Source organism: Marinobacter sp. 3-2, assembly GCF_003751355.1.
GTDB classification, from domain to species: Bacteria; Pseudomonadota; Gammaproteobacteria; order Pseudomonadales; family Oleiphilaceae; genus Marinobacter; species Marinobacter adhaerens.
On record NZ_RJUQ01000020.1, the window covers coordinates 121127 to 139451 of the forward strand.

General features: G+C 59.0%; 14 protein-coding genes. 8 read left to right on the top strand and 6 right to left on the bottom strand.

Annotated elements, in window-relative coordinates; genetic code table 11:
- Nucleotides 1-190 precede the first annotated feature (190 nt).
- From EDB94_RS20305 to cynS, 4 genes are read left to right on the top strand one after another with little or no spacing between them, the layout of a single operon-like run.
- Nucleotides 191-1612 carry an ABC transporter substrate-binding protein gene (locus tag EDB94_RS20305; RefSeq protein ID WP_008170591.1) on the top strand — a complete coding sequence of 474 codons (1422 nt, stop codon included), beginning with the start codon at nt 191-193 and terminating at the stop codon, nt 1610-1612.
- Between the two features lie 2 nt (nt 1613-1614).
- Entirely contained in the window at nt 1615-2442 is an 828-nt protein-coding gene (ntrB, locus tag EDB94_RS20310) for a nitrate ABC transporter permease (RefSeq protein WP_008170590.1), read from the top strand.
- A gap of 55 nt (nt 2443-2497) precedes the next feature.
- The gene (locus EDB94_RS20315) at nt 2498-3406 is read left to right on the top strand and encodes an ABC transporter ATP-binding protein (protein WP_062785271.1); all 909 of its coding nucleotides are present in this window, start codon (nt 2498-2500) and stop codon (nt 3404-3406) included.
- Nucleotides 3407-3433: 27 nt separating this feature from the next.
- A complete protein-coding gene (gene cynS, locus EDB94_RS20320; RefSeq protein ID WP_012138527.1) occupies nt 3434-3877 on the top strand; it encodes a cyanase in 444 nt (147 codons plus the stop codon).
- 395 nt (nt 3878-4272) lie between these two features.
- Here cynS and EDB94_RS20325 read toward each other — a convergent pair whose 3' ends face one another.
- Complete coding sequence (locus EDB94_RS20325) at nt 4273-4551, bottom strand: ACT domain-containing protein (RefSeq protein WP_108019336.1); 279 nt, start codon at nt 4549-4551, stop codon at nt 4273-4275.
- Nucleotides 4548-6248, bottom strand: a complete 1701-nt coding sequence (ilvG, locus tag EDB94_RS20330) for an acetolactate synthase 2 catalytic subunit (protein WP_108019335.1) — start codon at nt 6246-6248, stop codon at nt 4548-4550. Before ilvG ends, EDB94_RS20325 begins: the two co-directional genes overlap by 4 nt.
- Nucleotides 6249-6559: 311 nt before the next feature.
- On the opposite strand from ilvG, the gene EDB94_RS20335 reads away from it, so the two are divergent.
- Nucleotides 6560-7642 (top strand): efflux RND transporter periplasmic adaptor subunit, encoded by a 1083-nt coding sequence (locus EDB94_RS20335; protein WP_108019334.1) that lies wholly within the window; start codon nt 6560-6562, stop codon nt 7640-7642.
- A gap of 5 nt (nt 7643-7647) precedes the next feature.
- A complete protein-coding gene (locus tag EDB94_RS20340) occupies nt 7648-10731 on the top strand; it encodes an efflux RND transporter permease subunit (RefSeq protein ID WP_108019333.1) in 3084 nt (1027 codons plus the stop codon).
- On the opposite strand, the gene EDB94_RS20345 is transcribed toward EDB94_RS20340, so the two are convergent.
- Nucleotides 10728-12353: a methyl-accepting chemotaxis protein gene (locus tag EDB94_RS20345; protein ID WP_108019332.1), complete on the bottom strand. Its 1626-nt coding sequence runs from the start codon at nt 12351-12353 to the stop codon at nt 10728-10730. The genes EDB94_RS20340 and EDB94_RS20345 overlap by 4 nt on opposite strands.
- A 155-nt stretch (nt 12354-12508) precedes the next feature.
- Here EDB94_RS20345 and EDB94_RS20350 point away from each other — a divergent pair, with 155 nt between their 5' ends.
- Nucleotides 12509-13252 carry a pseudouridine synthase gene (locus EDB94_RS20350; RefSeq protein ID WP_108019331.1) on the top strand — a complete coding sequence of 248 codons (744 nt, stop codon included), beginning with the start codon at nt 12509-12511 and terminating at the stop codon, nt 13250-13252.
- On the opposite strand, the gene EDB94_RS20355 is transcribed toward EDB94_RS20350, so the two are convergent.
- Together EDB94_RS20355 and EDB94_RS20360 are read right to left on the bottom strand one after the other, a co-directional pair.
- Nucleotides 13237-15093, bottom strand: a complete 1857-nt coding sequence (locus tag EDB94_RS20355; RefSeq protein WP_123499312.1) for a bifunctional diguanylate cyclase/phosphodiesterase — start codon at nt 15091-15093, stop codon at nt 13237-13239. The genes EDB94_RS20350 and EDB94_RS20355 overlap by 16 nt on opposite strands.
- Before the next feature lie 125 nt (nt 15094-15218).
- Entirely contained in the window at nt 15219-16715 is a 1497-nt protein-coding gene (locus tag EDB94_RS20360; protein ID WP_108019329.1) for an amidase, read from the bottom strand.
- 162 nt (nt 16716-16877) lie between these two features.
- Between EDB94_RS20360 and EDB94_RS20365 the strand changes: the two genes are divergently transcribed.
- Nucleotides 16878-17486 (top strand): isoprenylcysteine carboxylmethyltransferase family protein, encoded by a 609-nt coding sequence (locus EDB94_RS20365; RefSeq protein ID WP_108019328.1) that lies wholly within the window; start codon nt 16878-16880, stop codon nt 17484-17486.
- A 20-nt stretch (nt 17487-17506) separates the two neighbouring features.
- Here the strand turns inward: EDB94_RS20365 and djlA are convergent, their stop codons facing one another.
- The gene (gene djlA, locus EDB94_RS20370) at nt 17507-18286 is read right to left on the bottom strand and encodes a co-chaperone DjlA (RefSeq protein WP_053114762.1); all 780 of its coding nucleotides are present in this window, start codon (nt 18284-18286) and stop codon (nt 17507-17509) included.
- Nucleotides 18287-18325 lie beyond the last annotated feature (39 nt).

Here is an 18325-nt window from a genome sequence, read left to right on the forward strand (position 1 = left end):
TTTAATTTTATTCAAATAAAAACAGTCAGTTAAAAAAATAACCGGACTTGGCACAAACCCTGCGATAGCTCTCTCAGAACGCGGAGCCGACCCGACCATTTCCAGCCTCGGGCCCGAGCCGCACCTTTGTTGCACCGTGAGAGTGCAGAAATAACCCAAAACTTAGGTCCCAAACCCAGGAGAGTGCGCCATGACTACGAAAAGCCTTGGAAACCCGTTTGACGGTGACAAGTCCCTGATTCATGCCAAGACCTGCGGCTGCCCCGAGTGCAAACCCGGCGACAGCACCCCGTCGATTTCCCTCGATCTCAAGCCCTCTGCCGGCCAGCAGGCAGTTGCTGACGAGCATCTGGATTCAGAAGCGATGATGGATCGCGCCATCGAGGGCGCGGTGGTGCGCTCGGTGTTTGGCCACAACGAGCACAGCCGACGCGCCTTCATGAAAATGATGGGCGCGGGCACTGCAGCGGCGGTTCTGGGCAGCGTGTTCCCGATGGAGAAGGCCAAGGCCGCGGTAAAGGAATCCCTGGGCAAGCTCGAGAAGACCAAGTTGAACGTTGGTTTTGTACCGATCACCTGTGCCACGCCTATCATCATGGCCCACCCGATGGGCTTTTATGAGCGTTACGGCCTGGATGTGACCGTTACCAAGACCGCAGGTTGGGCGGTGGCCCGGGACAAGTCCCTGGCTGGCGAATACGACGCCTCACATATGCTTACTCCCATGCCCCTGGCGATGACCATGGGCGCGGGCTCCACACCGGAGCCGTTCATCATGCCGGCCGTTGAGAACATCAATGGCCAGGCCATCGTGCTGCACGTCGACCACAAGGACAAGCGCGACCCGAAACAGTGGAAAGGCTTCAAGTTTGGCGTGCCGTTCGAGTACTCCATGCACAACTTCCTGTTGCGTTACTACCTGGCCGAGAACGGTATCGACCCGGACAAAGATGTGCAGATCCGAGTGGTCCCGCCACCCGAGATGGTTGCCAACCTCCGCGCCGGTAACCTGGATGGCTACCTGTCACCGGATCCGTTCAACCAGCGAGCTGTTTGGGAGAAGGTGGGCTTCATCCACATGCTGACCAAGGACATCTGGGAAGGCCACCCGTGCTGCGCCTTTGCCTGCAGCAAGCAGTTCGCGACCCAGAACCCGAACACCTACGGCGCCCTGTTGCGCGCCATCATCGACGCGACGCAGTACTCCAACAATCCGGATAACCGTAAGGAAATCTCCGAAGCTATCGCACCGAAGAACTACCTGAACCAGCCGGTACCGGTGATTCAGCAGGTGTTGACCGGTTACTACGCCGATGGCCTTGGCGAGGTAAAAGACGTGCCGGACCGCATCGACTTCGACCCGTTCCCGTGGCACTCCATGGGCGTGTGGATCCTCACCCAGATGAAGCGCTGGGGTTATATCGAGGGTGATGTGGACTACAAAGGCATTGCCGAGCAGGTCTACCTGGCGAGCGAGACCGGCAAGATCATGGAAGAACTGGGTTACACCGCTCCGGACAAGACCTACAAGACCCACACCATCATGGGCAAGACGTTCGATTCTGATCGTGCCGAAGAATACGCACGCAGCTTCGACATCGGGAGGGTGTAACCATGGCTTCCCTGAACGTCCGGGCAGCACTGCTGTCGGTGTCGTTCCTGATTCTGGCCCTGGGGCTCTGGGAAATGGCAACCCAGCCCCCGGAGGCCCAGACAGGACTGACCGAATACGAAATGCTGATGGGTGGTGTGGAGCAGGAATCCCGGGTGCCGCCACCCTCGGCGGTGATCAAGCTGGCCTGGGCGGAGTTGTCTGATCCGTTCTATGACGCCGGCGCCAACGACAAGGGTATTGGCATCCAGCTGGCCTATTCGGTGTACCGGGTGCTGACCGGCTACCTTGCGGCCATGGCTATTGCCTTGCCTGTTGGGTTCCTGATCGGCATGTCGCCGCTGATGTACAAGGCCCTGAACCCGTACATCCAGGTGTTGCGGCCGATCTCGCCGCTGGCCTGGATGCCACTGGCCCTGTTCATCATCCAGGACTCGGATGCCTCGGCGATCTTCGTGATCTTTATCTGCTCGATCTGGCCAATGCTTCTGAACACCGCCTTTGGCGTGGCCAACGTGAGGCAGGACTGGGTCAACGTGGCCCGCACCCACGAACTCGGGCCCCTGCGCACCGCTATTACCGTGATCCTGCCGGCCGCCGCACCCACGATCCTGACCGGTATGCGGATCTCGATCGGCATCGCCTGGCTGGTCATCGTGGCCGCAGAAATGCTCGTGGGCGGTACCGGCATTGGCTATTACGTGTGGAACGAATGGAACAACCTGGATCTGGCCAGTGTGATCTTCTCCATCCTGATGATCGGGGTGGTGGGCATGCTGCTCGACCTGGCCCTGGGCAAGGCCCAGAAACTGGTGGAATACAAAGAATGAGCGGTCCGGCACCGGTTTCCGGTGCCGGCCTCAACCCTCCGAACGGAGACCTGTTATGAGTAAATCATTCCTGGAAGTTGATGGCCTGTCCAAAGTCTACCCGGACGGCCAGGGCGGTGAGCTCACCGTCTTCGAGGATATCCGCTTTGCCCTGGAGAAAGGTGAGTTTGTTTGCATCATCGGCCACTCCGGTTGCGGTAAATCCACCATCCTGAACGTGCTGGCAGGCCTGGACGAAGCCAGCGCCGGCAACGTGGTGATGAATGGCAAGGAAATCAAAGGCCCCGGCCTTGAGCGCGGCGTGGTGTTCCAGAACTACAGCCTGCTGCCCTGGAAAACCACCCTGAACAACATCGTCTTCGCCGTACGCGCCCGTTGGCCCGAGTGGTCCAAGGAAAAGGTGAAAGAACACAGCGAACGCTACCTGAAGATGGTAGGCCTGGACCACGCACTGAATCGCAAGCCGTCCCAGCTGTCCGGCGGTATGCGCCAGCGGGTAAGTATCGCCCGCGCCTTCGCCACCCAGCCCGAACTCCTGCTGCTGGATGAGCCGTTCGGTGCGCTCGATGCGCTCACCCGGGGCGTGATTCAGGACGAACTGGTGAAAATCTGGGAAGAGACCCGCCAGACCGTGTTCATGATCACCCACGATGTGGACGAAGCGATCCTGTTGTCCGACCGCATTTTCCTGATGTCCAACGGCCCCAATGCCCGCATCGCCGAAAGTGTGAAAGTGGACATTCCGCACCCGCGGGCCCGAGCCACCATCTTCCAGAACCCGGCCTATCACAAGACCCGGGACTACCTGGTGGACTTCCTGGTCAACCGCAGTGGCTCGGCCCTGCCAGAAAAAGACGGCACCCCGAAAATCGTGGAGCCCGCCAAAGGCGTTGCCCAGTCAGGGCCGGCGTCTGACGAATCTGAAACCGAATCCGAAACTGCCGCCCGTGCGGTGAATGCCTGACGTCAAAACCGAAGAGAGGAAACAGCCATGATGAACAAAGAACTGATGACCGCAAAAATCCTGGAAGCCAAAGTTTCCAAGGGTATGACCTGGGAATCCATCGCCGAAACCATCGGCATGTCTCCGGTATTCACCACCTCAGCAGCCCTGGGGATGAACAGCCTCACTGAAGACAAGGCCTTCGCCCTGTGCGAAATCCTCGGTCTTGATAAGCCGGTGGCAGAGGCCCTGCAGGTATGCCCCAAGAAAGCCTGGGACGGTGCCGTTCCGCAGGATCCGCTGATCTACCGTTTGTACGAGGTGGTGGGTGTGTACGGCGATACCATGAAAGAACTGATCCACGAAAAATTCGGCGACGGCATCATGAGTGCCATCGATTTCACCATGGACATCGAGAAGGAAGAGAATCCGAAGGGCGACCGTGTTGTGGTTACCATGAACGGGAAGTTCCTGCCTTACAAAGCCTGGTAATCATTTCGCCAGAAACTTCGGAGGGCCCGCCTTTGTAGCCTGTTGGTTGAGGGGCGGGCTTGCGGGGTGGCAGGTGGAGTTTTTCTTGGAAAAAGCAACTCGCTTCGCTCAGACATCTTTTTCCGGCGAAAAATCCGCCTACCACCCCGCGCCGACGTGCAACGCGGGTTCACCGGCTTAAAGACGTTGTGTTTTCTCTTTTCTGCAGAAATATCGTTTCTGCCCGTCGGTAGGGGGTGGGGGTATCTTTTCTGACAGGGAAAAGATGTCTGAGCGCAGCGAGTTGTTTTCCCCGAAGAAAAGATACCCCCACCCTCGTACCTGCCCGCCAGACCGAAGGCTACAAAAAGACTCTGCCCCCCAAACCTCAGGCTAACGAAGACAACCTCGCAAGCTTAGGCCGAACGAGACCGGGCCACAGATCCAGCCGCGAGGGCAACCTCGGCAACGGTGTGAAGCTTCTCCAGTTGTGACTGCAACATGGCAATCGGCCGCGTACCCTCCAGCGTCAGCGCGATATTCAAATGCTCGCCGGCGGTTTCCACCACCATGGTGGCAATCCGGAACCCGCGGATGCGGACCACCTGGCAGAGCCGCTCCAGGGCGGCGGCTTCGTGGGTCATGCGGCAGTTGATGGTATAGCTGGGTGTCGAAGGTTGGCTTTGCGGGTTCATGCAACTTGCTCCTTGCTGGCTTTGGCGGTGCGGGCGGTTTCGTCGATCATGTCGGTATTGCTGGCGCCGGGTTTTACGATGGGCCAGACGTTCTCTTCACGGCTGATGGCAACGTGCAGCAGCATCGGGCCGTTGTAGGCCAGGATGGTTTCAATGCCCCGGCGGATCTGGTCGGTGCGTTCGATGTAAAGGGCCGGAATGTCGAAGGCCCGGGCCATGGCAACGAAGTCCGGATTGTCGTCCAGGTTTATCTGGCTTTCCCGGTTGTTGTAGAACAGTTCCTGTTGCTGGCGGACCATGCCCAGGCACTGGTTGTCCATGACGATCAGTTTCACCGGCAGGTTGTAGCGGCGGATGGTGGCCAGTTCCTGAGCGTTCATCATGAAAGAGCCATCGCCGGTAACGTTGATGACGGTGCTGTTGCGATCCGCAAACTGGGCGCCGATGGCGGCGGGCAGGCCGAAGCCCATGGTGCCGAGGCCGCCGCTGGTCAGGTGATGGCGCGGGTGATCGAAGTCGTAGTGCTGGGCTACCCACATCTGGTGCTGGCCAACGTCGCAGGCGATCACGGTGTCGTCCGGGGCAATCCGGGAGAGTTGGCGGATAAAGGCTGGGCCGGTAATTGGGGCAAGGGGCTCTTCGTTGTCGGCGGCGTGGAAGCCGCCGGTGGTGTACCAGGTGCGGCACTGTTTCTGCCACTCACTGATGGCCAGTGGGTCGGCGTGCAAGGCGCCCGCCAAAGCTTTCAGGACGTGGTTCAGATCACCGCGAATGGCCAGATCGGCATCGCGCAATTTGTTGATCTCGGCGGCATCAGCATCAATGTGGATCATTTTGGCATTGGGTGCAAAGCCGTCCAGTTTGCCGGTGGCGCGATCGTCCAGGCGGGCGCCGATGACCAGCAGCAGGTCGCACTCGTCGACGGCCTTGTTGGCGGCCCGGGAGCCGTGCATGCCCAGCATGCCGAGGTTGTAGGGGTTGTGTTTGCCGGGGTTGCCAATGCCCTTCAGCGTGACAACTGCCGGCAGGGCTGAGGACTCCGCAAAGGCCCGGAAGGTCTCCTCGGCGTGGGCCAGGCTGATACCTCCACCACTGTACAGCAGGGGCTTGCGAGCGGCGCGCAGCATCGCCAGGGCTTCCTTCAGGTCTGGCGAAGCCGGCTCAGAGGGCTGGGCCTGGGGGAAGGGTGCATCGGCCAAGTCGCTCAGCAACAGGTCCTTGGGGATATCAATCCAGACCGGTCCGGGGCGACCGCTCTGGGCCAGCTCGATCGCCTCTTCCATGATGATTGGCAGGCTGTCCGCATCATCGATCAGGTAACTGTGCTTTACGATGCCCAGGGTCATGCCCAGTACGTCGGTTTCCTGGAAGGCGTCGGTGCCGATCAGGCCAGACGGCACCTGGCCGGTGATGACCAGCATGGGAATGGAGTCCCGGTGGGCATTGGCAACACCGGTGATCAGGTTGGTGGCGCCGGGACCGGACGTGGCAATGCACACGCCCAGCTTGCCGCTGGCCCGGGCATAGCCGTCGGCCGCCAGGGCGCATCCCTGCTCGTGGCGGCACAGCACGTGCTCCACGCCCACATCGTCCACCAGCGCGTCGTATAGCGGCATGATGCAGCCGCCCGGATACCCGAAGACCGTGCTGATGTTATGGCGGTGGAACGCTTCAAGAATGTGCTGTGCGCCGTTCATGGTCGTTTTTCCCTTTTCTTTTGCCGTAAAAAAAGAAACCCCCGGGACCTTTCGGTGCCGGGGGTTTCTGGTGTCTTGTCAGGTTTGTCGCTATCTCACCCGCTTGTCCACGCAGAAGCCCCCGGACGGTACCACGACCACCAGGACTAGCTTCACAAGGACAATCACTGCGTTGAGATTCATAAAATCGACAGTCTGCTCTGAATTCGTAAAAAGATTCTGTGTAGAATCTACCCCACGTTTTTAGCCGGATGCAACCGTTAATTGCCGGTTTTTTCTGCCACCCTCGATTCAGGAACAGTGAGCATTCAATGACGAAAGCAAAATGGGGTTCTCTCGGACTGTCACTTCTGATCGTGATTGCGCTGGTAATCTGGATGGCGACTGGCGAGGTGAAGGTGGCCAGTGACGAGGCGCCGGAGCGTCAGGACAGCGGCGATGACCAGCTCACGACCGTGCAGGTGGAAACGCTTTCGGCACGGCTCCACGAGCCGGGGCTTATGCTCCAGGGCCAGCTGGAACCCTGGAGTTCGGTGATGCTGAGCGCCCAGGTGCCCGGGCGGGTGGAGTCCCTGGCAGTCGGGCTTGGAGAGCAGGTCCGGGAAGGCCAGACATTGCTTACGATTGCCGATGAAGGAAGGAGTGCAGCCGTTTTGCGCTGGCAGTCCCGGGTCCGGAAACTGGAGGCGGATCTTGCAGCCGCTCGCCGGCTGCGGGCCAGCAATCTTGCGGCGGAATCCGAGGTCCTGGCTCTGGAAAGCGAGCTGGCTGCGGCCAATGCCGAACTGACCAGCGCCCGCCAGGCAATCAATCATCTCACCCCGGAAGCGCCATTTGACGGCACCATTAATCGCAAGTCGGTGGACACCGGCGATCTTGTGCAGGTGGGGTCACCTTTGTTTCAACTGGTGAGGGTGGATCGCCTGAAAGCCACGGCGCAGATTCCCCAGCAGTCGGTGGGTGATGTGGCAACCGGCCAGGCGGTTCGTGTGGACCTGCTGGATGGCAGCCGTCTCTCTGGCATCGTGACTTTTGTGGCCAGCGCCGCTTCTCCGGAAACCCGGAGTTTTGCCGTGGAAATCGCGGTGGAAAATCCGGATCGCAAACGAGTGGCTGGCGGCAGCGCCAGCCTGCGGGTGGCACTGCCCGAGGTAAAGGCGATGTTTATCTCACCTGCCTATTTGTCACTGGGTGACGACGGTCGCCCCGGAGTGAAGTACGTGAACGGCGAGAACCGTGTTGAGTTCGGCGAAGTGAAACTACTCAGCGTGTCTACCGATGGTGCCTGGGTGACCGGTTTGCCGGATGAGATCCGTCTGATTACCCGGGGCGGTGGGTTCGTGAGCACCGGTGAGCAGGTCGTGCCGGTCGACGCCGCTGAAGACAGGGGCTAGACCGCATGCGCGCACTGATCTTTGCCGCCATCGACCGCAGCCGGACCACCTTGCTGACGCTGCTCTTCCTGATTCTCGGGGGGATTGCCGCGTTTCAGACCATCCCCAAGGAAGCCAACCCCGACGTCACCATTCCCATGATCTATGTCTCCATGACCCTGGACGGCATCAGCCCGGAGGACGCCGAGCGCCTTCTTGTTCGTCCCATGGAACAGGAATTGCGTTCCCTGGAAGGCATCAAGGAAATGCGGGGTACGGCCTCTGAAGGGCATGCCTCGGTGATGCTGGAGTTCGATGCCGGATTTGATCCGGACAAAGCGCTGCAGGACGTTCGCGAGAAAGTGGATACCGCTCGCACCAAGCTGCCCCAGGAAGCAGATGAGCCGAGGGTGAACGAAATCAACGTGTCCCTGTTCCCGGTGTTATCCGTCGGTCTGTCCGGGCCACTGTCGGAGCGCGAGCTGATCACCATCGCCCGCCGGTTCCAGGATGCCATCGAGTCGATTCCGGAAGTGCTTGAGGTGGAGATTGGCGGCGACCGGGAAGACCTGCTGGAAATCGTGGTCGATCCCCAGGTTCTGGAGAGCTACGGCATTGATTTTGACCAGTTGGCGTCCCTCGTAACCCGCAACAACCAACTGGTCGCTGCAGGCTCCCTCGATACCGGCAACGGCCGCATGGCCCTGAAAGTGCCCGGCGTGATCGAAACCATCGAAGATGTGATGTCCATGCCGGTGAAAGTGGATGGTGACACGGTCGTTACGTTTGGCGACGTGGCCATGCTCCAGCGCACCTTCAAGGACCCCACCGGCTTTGCCCGCATCAACGGCGAGCCGGCGCTGGTGCTGGAGGTGTCCAAGCGTTCGGGTGCCAACATCATCGAGACCATTGCCCAGGTTCGCGAATTGATCGATGAGGCCAGGCCTCAGTTGCCGGACTCGCTGGAAATCCGCTACATCATGGATCAGTCCGAAGAGGTGCGCGATATCCTCAGTGATCTGCTGAACAACGTGCTTACCGCCATTGTGCTGGTTCTGATTGTAGTGATCGCCGCCATGGGACCGCGTTCTGCGGTGATGGTCGGGCTGACCATTCCGGGGGCGTTCCTGACCGGCATCCTGGTGATCTGGAGCATGGGGCTCACGCTCAATATCGTGGTGTTGTTCAGTCTGATTCTGGTAGCGGGTATGCTGGTGGATGGCGCCATCGTGGTCTCGGAGCTGGCGGACCGGAACCTGTCGGAAGGGCAAACGGTAAAACACGCCTGGGCCGAGGCGGCCAGCCGAATGGCCTGGCCCATTATTGCCTCTACGGCAACCACGTTGGCGGTGTTCGTGCCGTTGCTGTTCTGGCCGGGCGTGGTGGGGGAGTTCATGAAGTTCCTGCCACTCACGGTGATCATCTGCCTGATTGCGTCCCTGGCCATGGCGCTGGTGTTCCTGCCCGTACTGGGCAGCACCAGCGGCGGGCGCCGGGCGCGGCAGGGGCATTCTTCGGGGCGCCTGATGGAGGGTTATCGACGGGTACTGGGGCTGCTACTTCGTTCACCGGGGCTGACGTTGATTGGTGTGCTGTGCGTGATCGCCGTGATCTACGCCGCGTATGCCCGCTTTAACCATGGGGTTGAGTTCTTCCCCAGTGTTGAGCCGGATTCCGCCCAGGTTCAGGTGAGGGCTAGGGGTGATCTCTCAGTGTGGGAGCGGGATGCCATTGTGCGTGAAGTGGAGCAGCGGTTGCGTGGCATGCCCGAGGTGAAGGCCCTGTACGCCCGCTCAATGGTACAGACCAGCTCGCAACTGGCGCCAGATGTCATCGGCGTTCTGCAATTCCAGTTTACCGACTGGTTCACCCGGCGACCCGCCAGTGCGATTCTCGAGGATTTCCGCGACATGACCTCCGATATCGCGGGCGTTGAGCTGGAATTCCGCAAACAGGAAGGTGGGCCTGCCGAAGGCAAACCGATAGAGCTACAGGTGAGCAGCCGCGAAGCAAACAGTCTCAATGGCTACGTGGACGAAATCAAAGACCGTATGCGTGAGCTCGGTGGGTTCGTGGACATTGAAGACGACCGCAGCCTTCCGGGGATTGAGTGGCGGCTGCAGGTTGACCGTGAAGCCGCCGCTCGCTTCGGTACCGATGTGCTGGGTATCGGCAGTGCCGTGCGCCTGGTGACCAACGGGTTGAAACTGGCAACCTATCGCCCGGAAGACGTGCGGGATGAAGTGGACATTGTGGTGCGCGTGCCGAACAACTGGCGGGAACTGGATCATCTGCAGCGCCAGACCATTCATACCTCCCGGGGCCAGGTGCCGCTCTCGGAATTCGTCGATCTTCGCCCGGGCGACAAAACCAACAGTATTGTCCGGGTGGATGGCCAGCGCACGGTAACTATCAAATCCGATCTGGCACAGGGTCGCCGCGTGGATGAGCTGCTGCGGGCCCTGCAGGCCGAGATGCCGGAACCGCCAGAAGGAATTTCGGTGAAGTTTGCCGGCGAGAACGAGGATCAGCAGCAGGCATCCAACTTCCTTGCGACGGCCTTCCTGGTAGCCATCGGTCTCATGCTGTTGATACTGGTGACTCAGTTCAATTCGTTGTACCAGACCTTCCTGATTCTCTCGGCGATTGTGCTCTCCACCGCCGGGGTGCTGCTCGGCCTTCTGGTAAACGGTCAGTCGTTCGGCATTGTGATGGTGGGCATGGGTACGATTGCCCTGGCAGGCATCGTGGTAAACAACAACATCATTCTGATCGATACCTACAATCAGATGCGCAAGGACGGTGTTGAAGCCTACGAGGCCGCCCTGGAAACCGGTTGCCTTCGCCTGAGGCCGGTGCTGCTGACGGCCATCACCACCGTGCTGGGGTTGATGCCCATGGTCCTCGGCGTCAATGTGGACCTGCTGACGCCCTCCCTGGGCCTTGGTGCGCCATCAACCCAGTGGTGGACCCAGCTGTCCAGTGCCATCGCGGGAGGATTGGCGTTTGCTACGGTGCTGACGCTGTTGCTCACACCAGCATTGCTGGTGCTGGGTAACCGGGCCGGTCAGGCTTTCGGGAGACTGACCAGCCGCTTCCGAACGACTTAATGCTTGATCCGGCCCGCCAGTTCCTGGGCCCGGGCAGCCATGGCTTCCAGTTCAGGTACCGTGCGCAGGTTGTTTTCAGCAGCCTGGTGCATGGCTTCGGAGGTTTCGGCCACATCCGTGACATTGCGGTTGATGTCTTCACAGACACTGGTCTGTTCTTCGGCCGCTGTAGCAACCTGGGTTGTTGCGTCGTTGATGCTGCCCATGCGCCGGTTGATTTCGGCCAGGGTGGCGCGTACGGCTTCAACGGCCTCGCTGCTTTCCTGAGCTACAACGCCTGAGGCCTGCATGAACTCGGTGGCGTCCCGCGAAGCCCCACTGATGGCGCCGATGATCTGGTCGATTTCCACGGTGGCTTCCTGGGTCTTGGCAGCCAGGTTCCGGACTTCATCGGCAACCACCGCGAATCCGCGACCTGCGTCGCCGGCCCGGGCCGCCTCAATGGCGGCGTTCAGTGCCAGCAGGTTGGTCTGGTCTGCAATTTCCCGGATAACCTGCATAACGTCGCCGACCTTCTTGCCATCATTGGCGAGTTGGTTAACGGTTTCGGCCGAGTTCCGGATCTGGTCGGTCAGCCGCCGCATGCTGTCTACCGCCTTGTTGATCTGCGAATCCGCTGTAGCCGTCTCGTCGGATGTCTGGCTCACTTCGGTGGCTACCGAGGCAGCATGACTGGCCACATCTTCCGCGGTGGCAGACATTTCGTTCATGGCTGTCGCAATCTGCTCGATGCGCTGGTGGGCCAGGTCAGACTGGCTGACGACACTGTCGGCGTTCTGACGGATCAATTCGCCGGTTTCGTTGAGTTGCCTGGCGTTTTCACTCAATTGGGTGCCAGTATCGCTCAGGAACCGGTGCAGGCTGCGGGCGGCATCGGCGAGTTGCCCCAGCTCGTCGGCACGTTGCATCGTGACCGGATCGGACAGGTCACCGTTCCCGAGACGGGAGATCTGCCGGGTGAGTTTCTGGGCGGGACGAACCACACCGGACAGCAGAATCATGATCAGGGCGATGGTACCCAGAACAATTGCAGTGATCAGTAGGCCTGCCACAAGCCAACTGCGCTCTGTAACTACGGCGTTGAGGTCCTCGGCCCTGACAAGACTGTCTTCCCGAACGGCGGTTGCCGCATCCTCAATCAACCTGGCGGGTTTCCGGTCAATGCCCTGAACGGCCGTATCGCCCGCGTTCGGATCAAAACCGGATTGGGTGAACGCCTCGAATCCTTCACGATAGGCCCGTCCCATAGCTCGATGTGCCTGTTTGAAATCAGACATCAGCGTTTTTGCCTCGGACTCCTGAATTCGGGGAATGAGTTCATCAAGTTGGCTCTGGATCGACGCTTCACGTTCCTTGAAACGGGTCCAGTATTTTTCGAGCTGGTCTGCGTCCGATCCGCGGATCAGGACGTTCTTCCACTCCTGGACCTGGGTCTTGAAGTCAGACAGCACGTCCTGGGCTTCCAGGGCGTTAACCATTCTGGTGCTGACAAGACTGTTAAAGTCATCTTTGACTTTTAGAGAGAAATTCAGGTAAACCACCGCCACCGCAGCGACGATAAGGTTCGCCGTTAAAACGACGAGAAGAACCCGGTTAAGAATGCTTTTCGAGTACCAGTTCATTGGTAAGTCCTGAATTCGATCGGGGGTTAGCGGTGTGTCGTTAGTGTATACGTGCAAATGGCTGATCAGGTTATCTAGTGTTGTATCGGCCGTTCTGAAGTGCTCTTGACTGAAATCGGCTCTTTTGAATATGAAACTTTTATGACACCTACCCTATGAGTAACCCACTGACCGTTCTGTTTCGAGACGATCACCTTTTGATCGTCCACAAGCCAGCCGGGCTGCTGGTGCACCGGAGCCCTATCGACAAACACGAAACCGAGTTTGCCCTGCAATATGCCCGGGCGCTAAATGGGGGCCAGCATGTTTACCCGGTCCATCGACTGGACCGGCCTACCTCCGGCGTCCTGGTGTTTGCCAGGGACAGCGACACTGCCCGCACGCTGGGTATGGCGATGATGACCGGTGAGGTGGCGAAAACCTATCTTGCGATGGTGCGTGGCTGGCCGCCGGAACACGGGGAAATTAATCACCCCTTGCGAGAGGAACCGGAGGATCGACGGCTGAAAGGGGAAGAGCAGCCGGTGCGGGACGCTCTCACTTATTACCACACGCTGGCGACGACCGAGATACCAGTGGAGATCGAGAAATACCCGAGCAGTCGCTACGCCGTTGTTGAAATGAACCCGAAAACCGGCCGAAAGCACCAGTTGCGCAGGCACATGAAACACATCAACCACCCGATCATTGGCGACGCCAATCACGGCCGGGGCCGCCATAATCGCTATTTTGCAGAGCGATTCGGCCAGGGACGGTTGATGCTGGCCGCAACCCGGATGGCATTCCGACACCCGGTTTCGGGTGAACCAATGACCATTAGCGCCGCTCCGGAGGCCAGTTTTCTGGAGGTGTTATCGCTATTCCCGGGATTTGACGTGCACGATCACTCGGAAAAGTAGCGCTTTATAAACTCTGGGTAGGGAAGCGGTTTACTGTAACGGTAGCCCTGAAGGTAGTCGCAGCCTTTCTCGAACAGCCAGCTTTCATGGGCTTCGCTCTCCACACCTTCTGCAACGACAGAAAGGCCAAGCCCCCTGGCCAGGCCAATGATCGACAGGGTGATAGCGCAATCGTTTTCGTCATCCGGAAGGTTGTTGATGAACGAGCGGTCGATCTTGATGCGGGAGAAGGGCAGGCTTTTGAGACGGGACAGCGATGAGTAGCCGGTGCCAAAATCGTCGATAGCGAGCTCGGCGCCGGCGTGTACCAGCTGTTCCAGAACCCGACCGATGACACTGAAATCACCCTGGATGGAGTCTTCGATCACCTCAAACTGCAGGGCACTGACCGGCATGCCCCGGTTACCGCAGATCTCTTTTACCAGCTCTGGCAATTCTGGGACCAATATCTGCTCTGCCGACAGGTTGACGGATATCGTTGGTAATGGCGTGTTCCGGTCTCTTGCCTCACGCCAGTGGGCGCAGACGTTTTTCAGCACACAGGCGCCCAGCTCATACATCAGGCCGGCGCTGCGCGCCACGTCCAGAAATTCAATCGGTGACAGCCAGCCACGTTGCGGGTGCTGCCAGCGAACCAGGGCCTCGGCGCTTTCCAGCTGTGTTCCCGTGCGGTCCATGATTGGCTGGTAGAAGACATCGAGGCCGCTGGTTCTGAGTGTTTCCCGCAGCTCGCTCTCGAGCGCAAACCGGGAGCGGGCTGTCATCTGGATTTCCGAATCGAACAGGGTCGAACGGTCCCCGCCCTGCCGCTTCGCGTGGTACATCGCAGCCTCTGCACCTCTGAGCAGTTCTTCTGACTCGTGGCAATCGCCCGGGAAGTGACAAATGCCCACACTGGCACTGACATTCAGATCCTGATCGGACACCCGGATCGACTGGCGAATACGGTTGTGGATCTCGCGGATCACCTCGTCCAGAAAGCTCGGCTGGGTGTAGTTGCGAATAACCAGGGCAAATTCATCCCCTCCAATGCGCGCCAGAAAGTCCTTGCCCGCCAACTGGATTTCCTTCAGGCGCTGTCCGATATCGGCGATGACCTGGTCCCCCGCCTGAGGGCCAAGGCCATCGTTGATGGTTTTAAGGCGGTCAACGTCAATCCAGAGCAGTGCAAGACTGCCGGTGCCCCGGCCTTTGATCTTGCGCACCAGGTGGTTCAGCCGGTCACGCAGTGAATCAATGTTGGCGAGTCCGGTGAGAGAATCGTAGCGACTGACGTATTCCAGCGCCCGCTTGGATCTCAGCCATGCCTCGTGAGTGTTCATCAGGCTTATGGTGTCTGCAATGGCAGCTGACAGAGAAATGTCCGGGACCGACCAGTCACGGCGCACACTTGATTCCAGGCAGACAACCCCGCTGAGTTGTTCGCCGTCGAAAATCGGCGCGTCTAACATGGAATGAATGTTTTGCACGGACAGATAATCGCGGTCGAAGGAACGGGTACGGATATCATTGCGGGCGTCCTCTACGGCAATGACTCGTTCTTCGGTGATGGCGCGGAAGTAGTCAGGGTGGTCTGAGCGAAACAGGTTGAACTCTGAGCCATTCTGCGCGATGCAGCTATTGCGGCCGGGCAGCTCTTTGTCGTGAAGCCACTCGCAGGTGATCCGGTCCCGTTCCGGAGGGAAAAGCCAGACACTCGCCCGTTTCACGCCCAATAGCCGGGTGCACAGCTCCATGAGGGCTGCCAGCTTCCGGGGGCGGGGCATCTCGATAAAGCTGGTATTGTGGCTCAGCTCCATCAGTGCCTTGTGGTGGGTCACGAGGACTTCACTGTCACGCATGGCCGGGCTCAATAAATTGTCCTTCTTAGAATTACGAACGGCCTTGGCTCTCGGTTTGGATACTTGATCAGGTTACGTCTAAGTTCTTTAAAGAATATGGCAGCTGTTTTTATAAGTGTCCAACTTCAAACGGGATTGGCCAGTGAGTCCCTGGTGTTTTGTTCCCCACTGCCAAGATGGTTCCGGTTGAAATCGCAAAGTAGTGGCCAGGGATGGTTGGCTTCCAGAGTGAAGGCGATATCCAGCAACGTGCGTTCGCCTCCGTGCCGCCCCATAAACTGAACGGACACGGGCAGTTGATCGGGCGTGTGGCCCATGGGCAGTGAGATTGCCGGTGCGCCCGTGGCGTTTGCCAGAGGGGTGAAGCTCACATACTCGCGCAGCCGTTCGAACAGGGTGTCAAAAGGCACATCGGGGCTCAGATGGCCAAGGGCGGATGTGGTGTGGCCAAGTACCGGCGTAAGCACGGCATCAAATCCGGCCATGGCATGTGCATAGTCGTGCCAGGAACGCTTGAGCCGCCAGATCGCAGTTGGCAGGCGCCAGAACTGTCGCCGGAACATCCTGTCGAGGCCGTTGGTCAGGCCGTCTGTTTTGTGTTTGTCGAAGGCCGGGTGAAGCAGTTTCCTGCCGTTGGCCCTGATGCCGAAGGCAAGCAGTGCCCAGTAAAGCGCAAAGTCATCAGGGAAGGTGCTGTGCACCGGAACGGGTACTGGCTCAATGCGGTGGCCCATTTTTTCCAGCCTGAGCGCCGTTTCTTCGACAGTCCGTCGGGTGATGTCATCGGTTTTTTGACCGTTGATGGAATCCAGCACCAGTCCGATTTTCAAAGGACGACCGGAGGGGCCCTCCGTTCTTCCAATGGCCGGCAGGCCGGGATTGCGGAAATAGGTCTCGGCCTGCTCGAAAAAATTGGCGGTATCCCGTACCGAGCGTGTCACCACGCCCTCGCTGATAATGTTGATCGGCAGGGAGGCCTCCGCTTCGTTGTCTATCAATCGTCCTCGTGTGGGCTTAAGGCCGACCAGGCCGCAGCAGGCGGCCGGAATCCGTATGGAGCCTCCGCCGTCATTCGCGTGGGCAATGGGTACCACGCCGGCCGCCACCAGGGCCGCTGAACCGCCTGAGGAGGCTCCGGAGGAATAGGCCAGGTTCCACGGGTTACAGGTTGCCGGCGCGTGTGCGGGCTCGGTTGTGGCGTTGAATCCGAATTCCGGCAGGGTGCTTTTACCCAGGCACAGAAAACCCTGGGCAAGCAACTGGCGGGCAAATGGACTGGTATCGGATGCAGGAACGCTGGGCACGGCCAGGGAGCCGTGCCGTGTGGTCATGCCCGACACGTTGGTGTTGTCTTTGATCAGTGTTGGAACACCGCGGAACAGGGGAAAGGAACCGGTCTGGTCGGCGGCATCAAGCTTTGAAGCAGTCCGGATCGCCTGGTCGTAATTCGCCGAGGCCAGACCGTGAAGGAGCGGTTCGACCGCCTGTGCGCGAGCGATAGCGGCTTGAGTGAGTTCGGTGATCGATATTTCCCGGCGGCGGACCCGTTCGGCAAGGGCAGTGGCGTCATCGCAACCTATCGCGTCGTTTCTGAAACTGTGGCAGGACTGCGGGGCGCTCATGGCCAGACTCTCCTTGAAAGTGATTCAACGACTCTACTGCATTTGAAAACGTGATGACATGTCATTTTAGGTAGGGTGAGTGGTCGGCGGCTAGCACAGGGCCTTTTCACAGACCTCTTCAAATAATAAGCTGTCGGCCTGAAAACGTTGTAAGCGATCCTGATGGAATTTATTGAACCCCTCGTACGCCACTTTCTCGGCATTTTCTTTCTGATGATCGGTCTGCAGTTTGCTGGCCGAAGCCTCGGGCTGTATCAGAGAATGCGCTTTTCGCACATTAACTATGGTGAGCGAGGGAGTGCGCCCTGGTGGCACCGGCAAACCTTCAATGTGTTTCGGGCGTTCATTCTCGGCGTCTGCGTGGTGCGGATTTTTGCGGATATCGACCCCTGGCTGGGCGTGTTCGGCCCGCTCTATGTGTGGCCGATTTTGATGGTTGGCATGCTCCTCCTGATTGGCTCATTTACTACCGTGAACTATCTGCAGGCCTACATGCATGAGGATTGGCGCTCTGGTATCGATCCTCGGAAGGATGAGCGCAAACTGCTCACAGGCGGGCCATTTGGCCGTTCCCGTAATCCCCTGTTCCTGGCTGTGATGGCTGGGCAGCTCGGTTTTTTCCTGGCCTTGCCCAGTGTGTTTTCCCTGGTATGCCTGGTGGCCGGTGTACTGGTGATCACCCGCCAGGCCCGGGAGGAGGAGAAGGCGCTGGCGGATAAATTTGGCGAGGACTACGAGCGTTATCGCGTGCGGGTACCGCGCTGGTTCTGACCCGGTGACGGCAGAGGGCCTTACGCAGATTTTTTCCGGGCTTCCTTGATCACATCGTAGGCATGACTGATTTCGCGGGTGCGTTCCTCTGCCATCTCCCGCATGCTCTCGGGCAATCCCCGGCCGGCAAGTTTATCCGGGTGGTTCTCGCTCATCAGCTTGCGGTAGGCCTTCTTGAGTTCATCATCACTGGCGGAAGGCGATACCCCAAGAACCTTGTAGGCATCGCTGATCTGATCAGCGGAGGAGGGCTGGCCCGCACCGGCCCGGTTGGTGTGGGCTCCTCGGAGCATGGCTTCCAGCTGGTCCACCTGGCTCTCCGGTAGCCCCAGCCCACGGGCGATTTTTACCAGCATTTCGTGTTCGGCCGGGTGCACCTTGCCGTCCGCAGCTACGGCTGATACCTGAACCTGCAGGAACATCTGGAGAAACGCGGGTTGGCGTCCGCTGGCCTGGAGGAACCGGTTAAGTTCGGCATCCAGGTCAAAATCCGGCTCTTTACCACGGTTGAAGGCGGTTTTGGCCTTGGCTTTCTGTTCTTCATTCAGGCGGAAGCGAACGAACATGGCTTCGGCCATCTGGATTTCATCCCTGGATACCACGCCGTCTGCCTTGCACAGGGCACCCATCACCGCAAAAACCGATTCAATAAAACCGGACTGAATGCTCTGGAGCTTGCCAATCAGGCGGCGCTTGAGAAGGTTCAAGAGAAAGGCACCAATCGCCGCACCTATGAGAAAGCCCGGGAATTTGCCAAAGGCGTAGCCAATCAGACCGCCAATTATGATTGCAAACAGCATTAATGAGTCCTTAACAGGAATGAATCAGCCCATAGAATA

Excerpts from the sequence above, each read along its gene's own strand:
- EDB94_RS20305 (WP_008170591.1), top strand. The coding sequence starts at position 191 with ATGACTACGAAAAGCCTTGGAAACCCGTTTGACGGTGACAAGTCCCTG.
- ntrB (WP_008170590.1), top strand. The coding sequence starts at position 1,615 with ATGGCTTCCCTGAACGTCCGGGCAGCACTGCTGTCGGTGTCGTTCCTG.
- EDB94_RS20315 (WP_062785271.1), top strand. The coding sequence starts at position 2,498 with ATGAGTAAATCATTCCTGGAAGTTGATGGCCTGTCCAAAGTCTACCCG.
- cynS (WP_012138527.1), top strand. The coding sequence starts at position 3,434 with ATGATGAACAAAGAACTGATGACCGCAAAAATCCTGGAAGCCAAAGTT.
- EDB94_RS20325 (WP_108019336.1), bottom strand. The coding sequence starts at position 4,551 with ATGAACCCGCAAAGCCAACCTTCGACACCCAGCTATACCATCAACTGC.
- ilvG (WP_108019335.1), bottom strand. The coding sequence starts at position 6,248 with ATGAACGGCGCACAGCACATTCTTGAAGCGTTCCACCGCCATAACATC.
- EDB94_RS20335 (WP_108019334.1), top strand. The coding sequence starts at position 6,560 with ATGACGAAAGCAAAATGGGGTTCTCTCGGACTGTCACTTCTGATCGTG.
- EDB94_RS20340 (WP_108019333.1), top strand. The coding sequence starts at position 7,648 with ATGCGCGCACTGATCTTTGCCGCCATCGACCGCAGCCGGACCACCTTG.
- EDB94_RS20345 (WP_108019332.1), bottom strand. The coding sequence starts at position 12,353 with ATGAACTGGTACTCGAAAAGCATTCTTAACCGGGTTCTTCTCGTCGTT.
- EDB94_RS20350 (WP_108019331.1), top strand. The coding sequence starts at position 12,509 with ATGAGTAACCCACTGACCGTTCTGTTTCGAGACGATCACCTTTTGATC.
- EDB94_RS20355 (WP_123499312.1), bottom strand. The coding sequence starts at position 15,093 with ATGCGTGACAGTGAAGTCCTCGTGACCCACCACAAGGCACTGATGGAG.
- EDB94_RS20360 (WP_108019329.1), bottom strand. The coding sequence starts at position 16,715 with ATGAGCGCCCCGCAGTCCTGCCACAGTTTCAGAAACGACGCGATAGGT.
- EDB94_RS20365 (WP_108019328.1), top strand. The coding sequence starts at position 16,878 with ATGGAATTTATTGAACCCCTCGTACGCCACTTTCTCGGCATTTTCTTT.
- djlA (WP_053114762.1), bottom strand. The coding sequence starts at position 18,286 with ATGCTGTTTGCAATCATAATTGGCGGTCTGATTGGCTACGCCTTTGGC.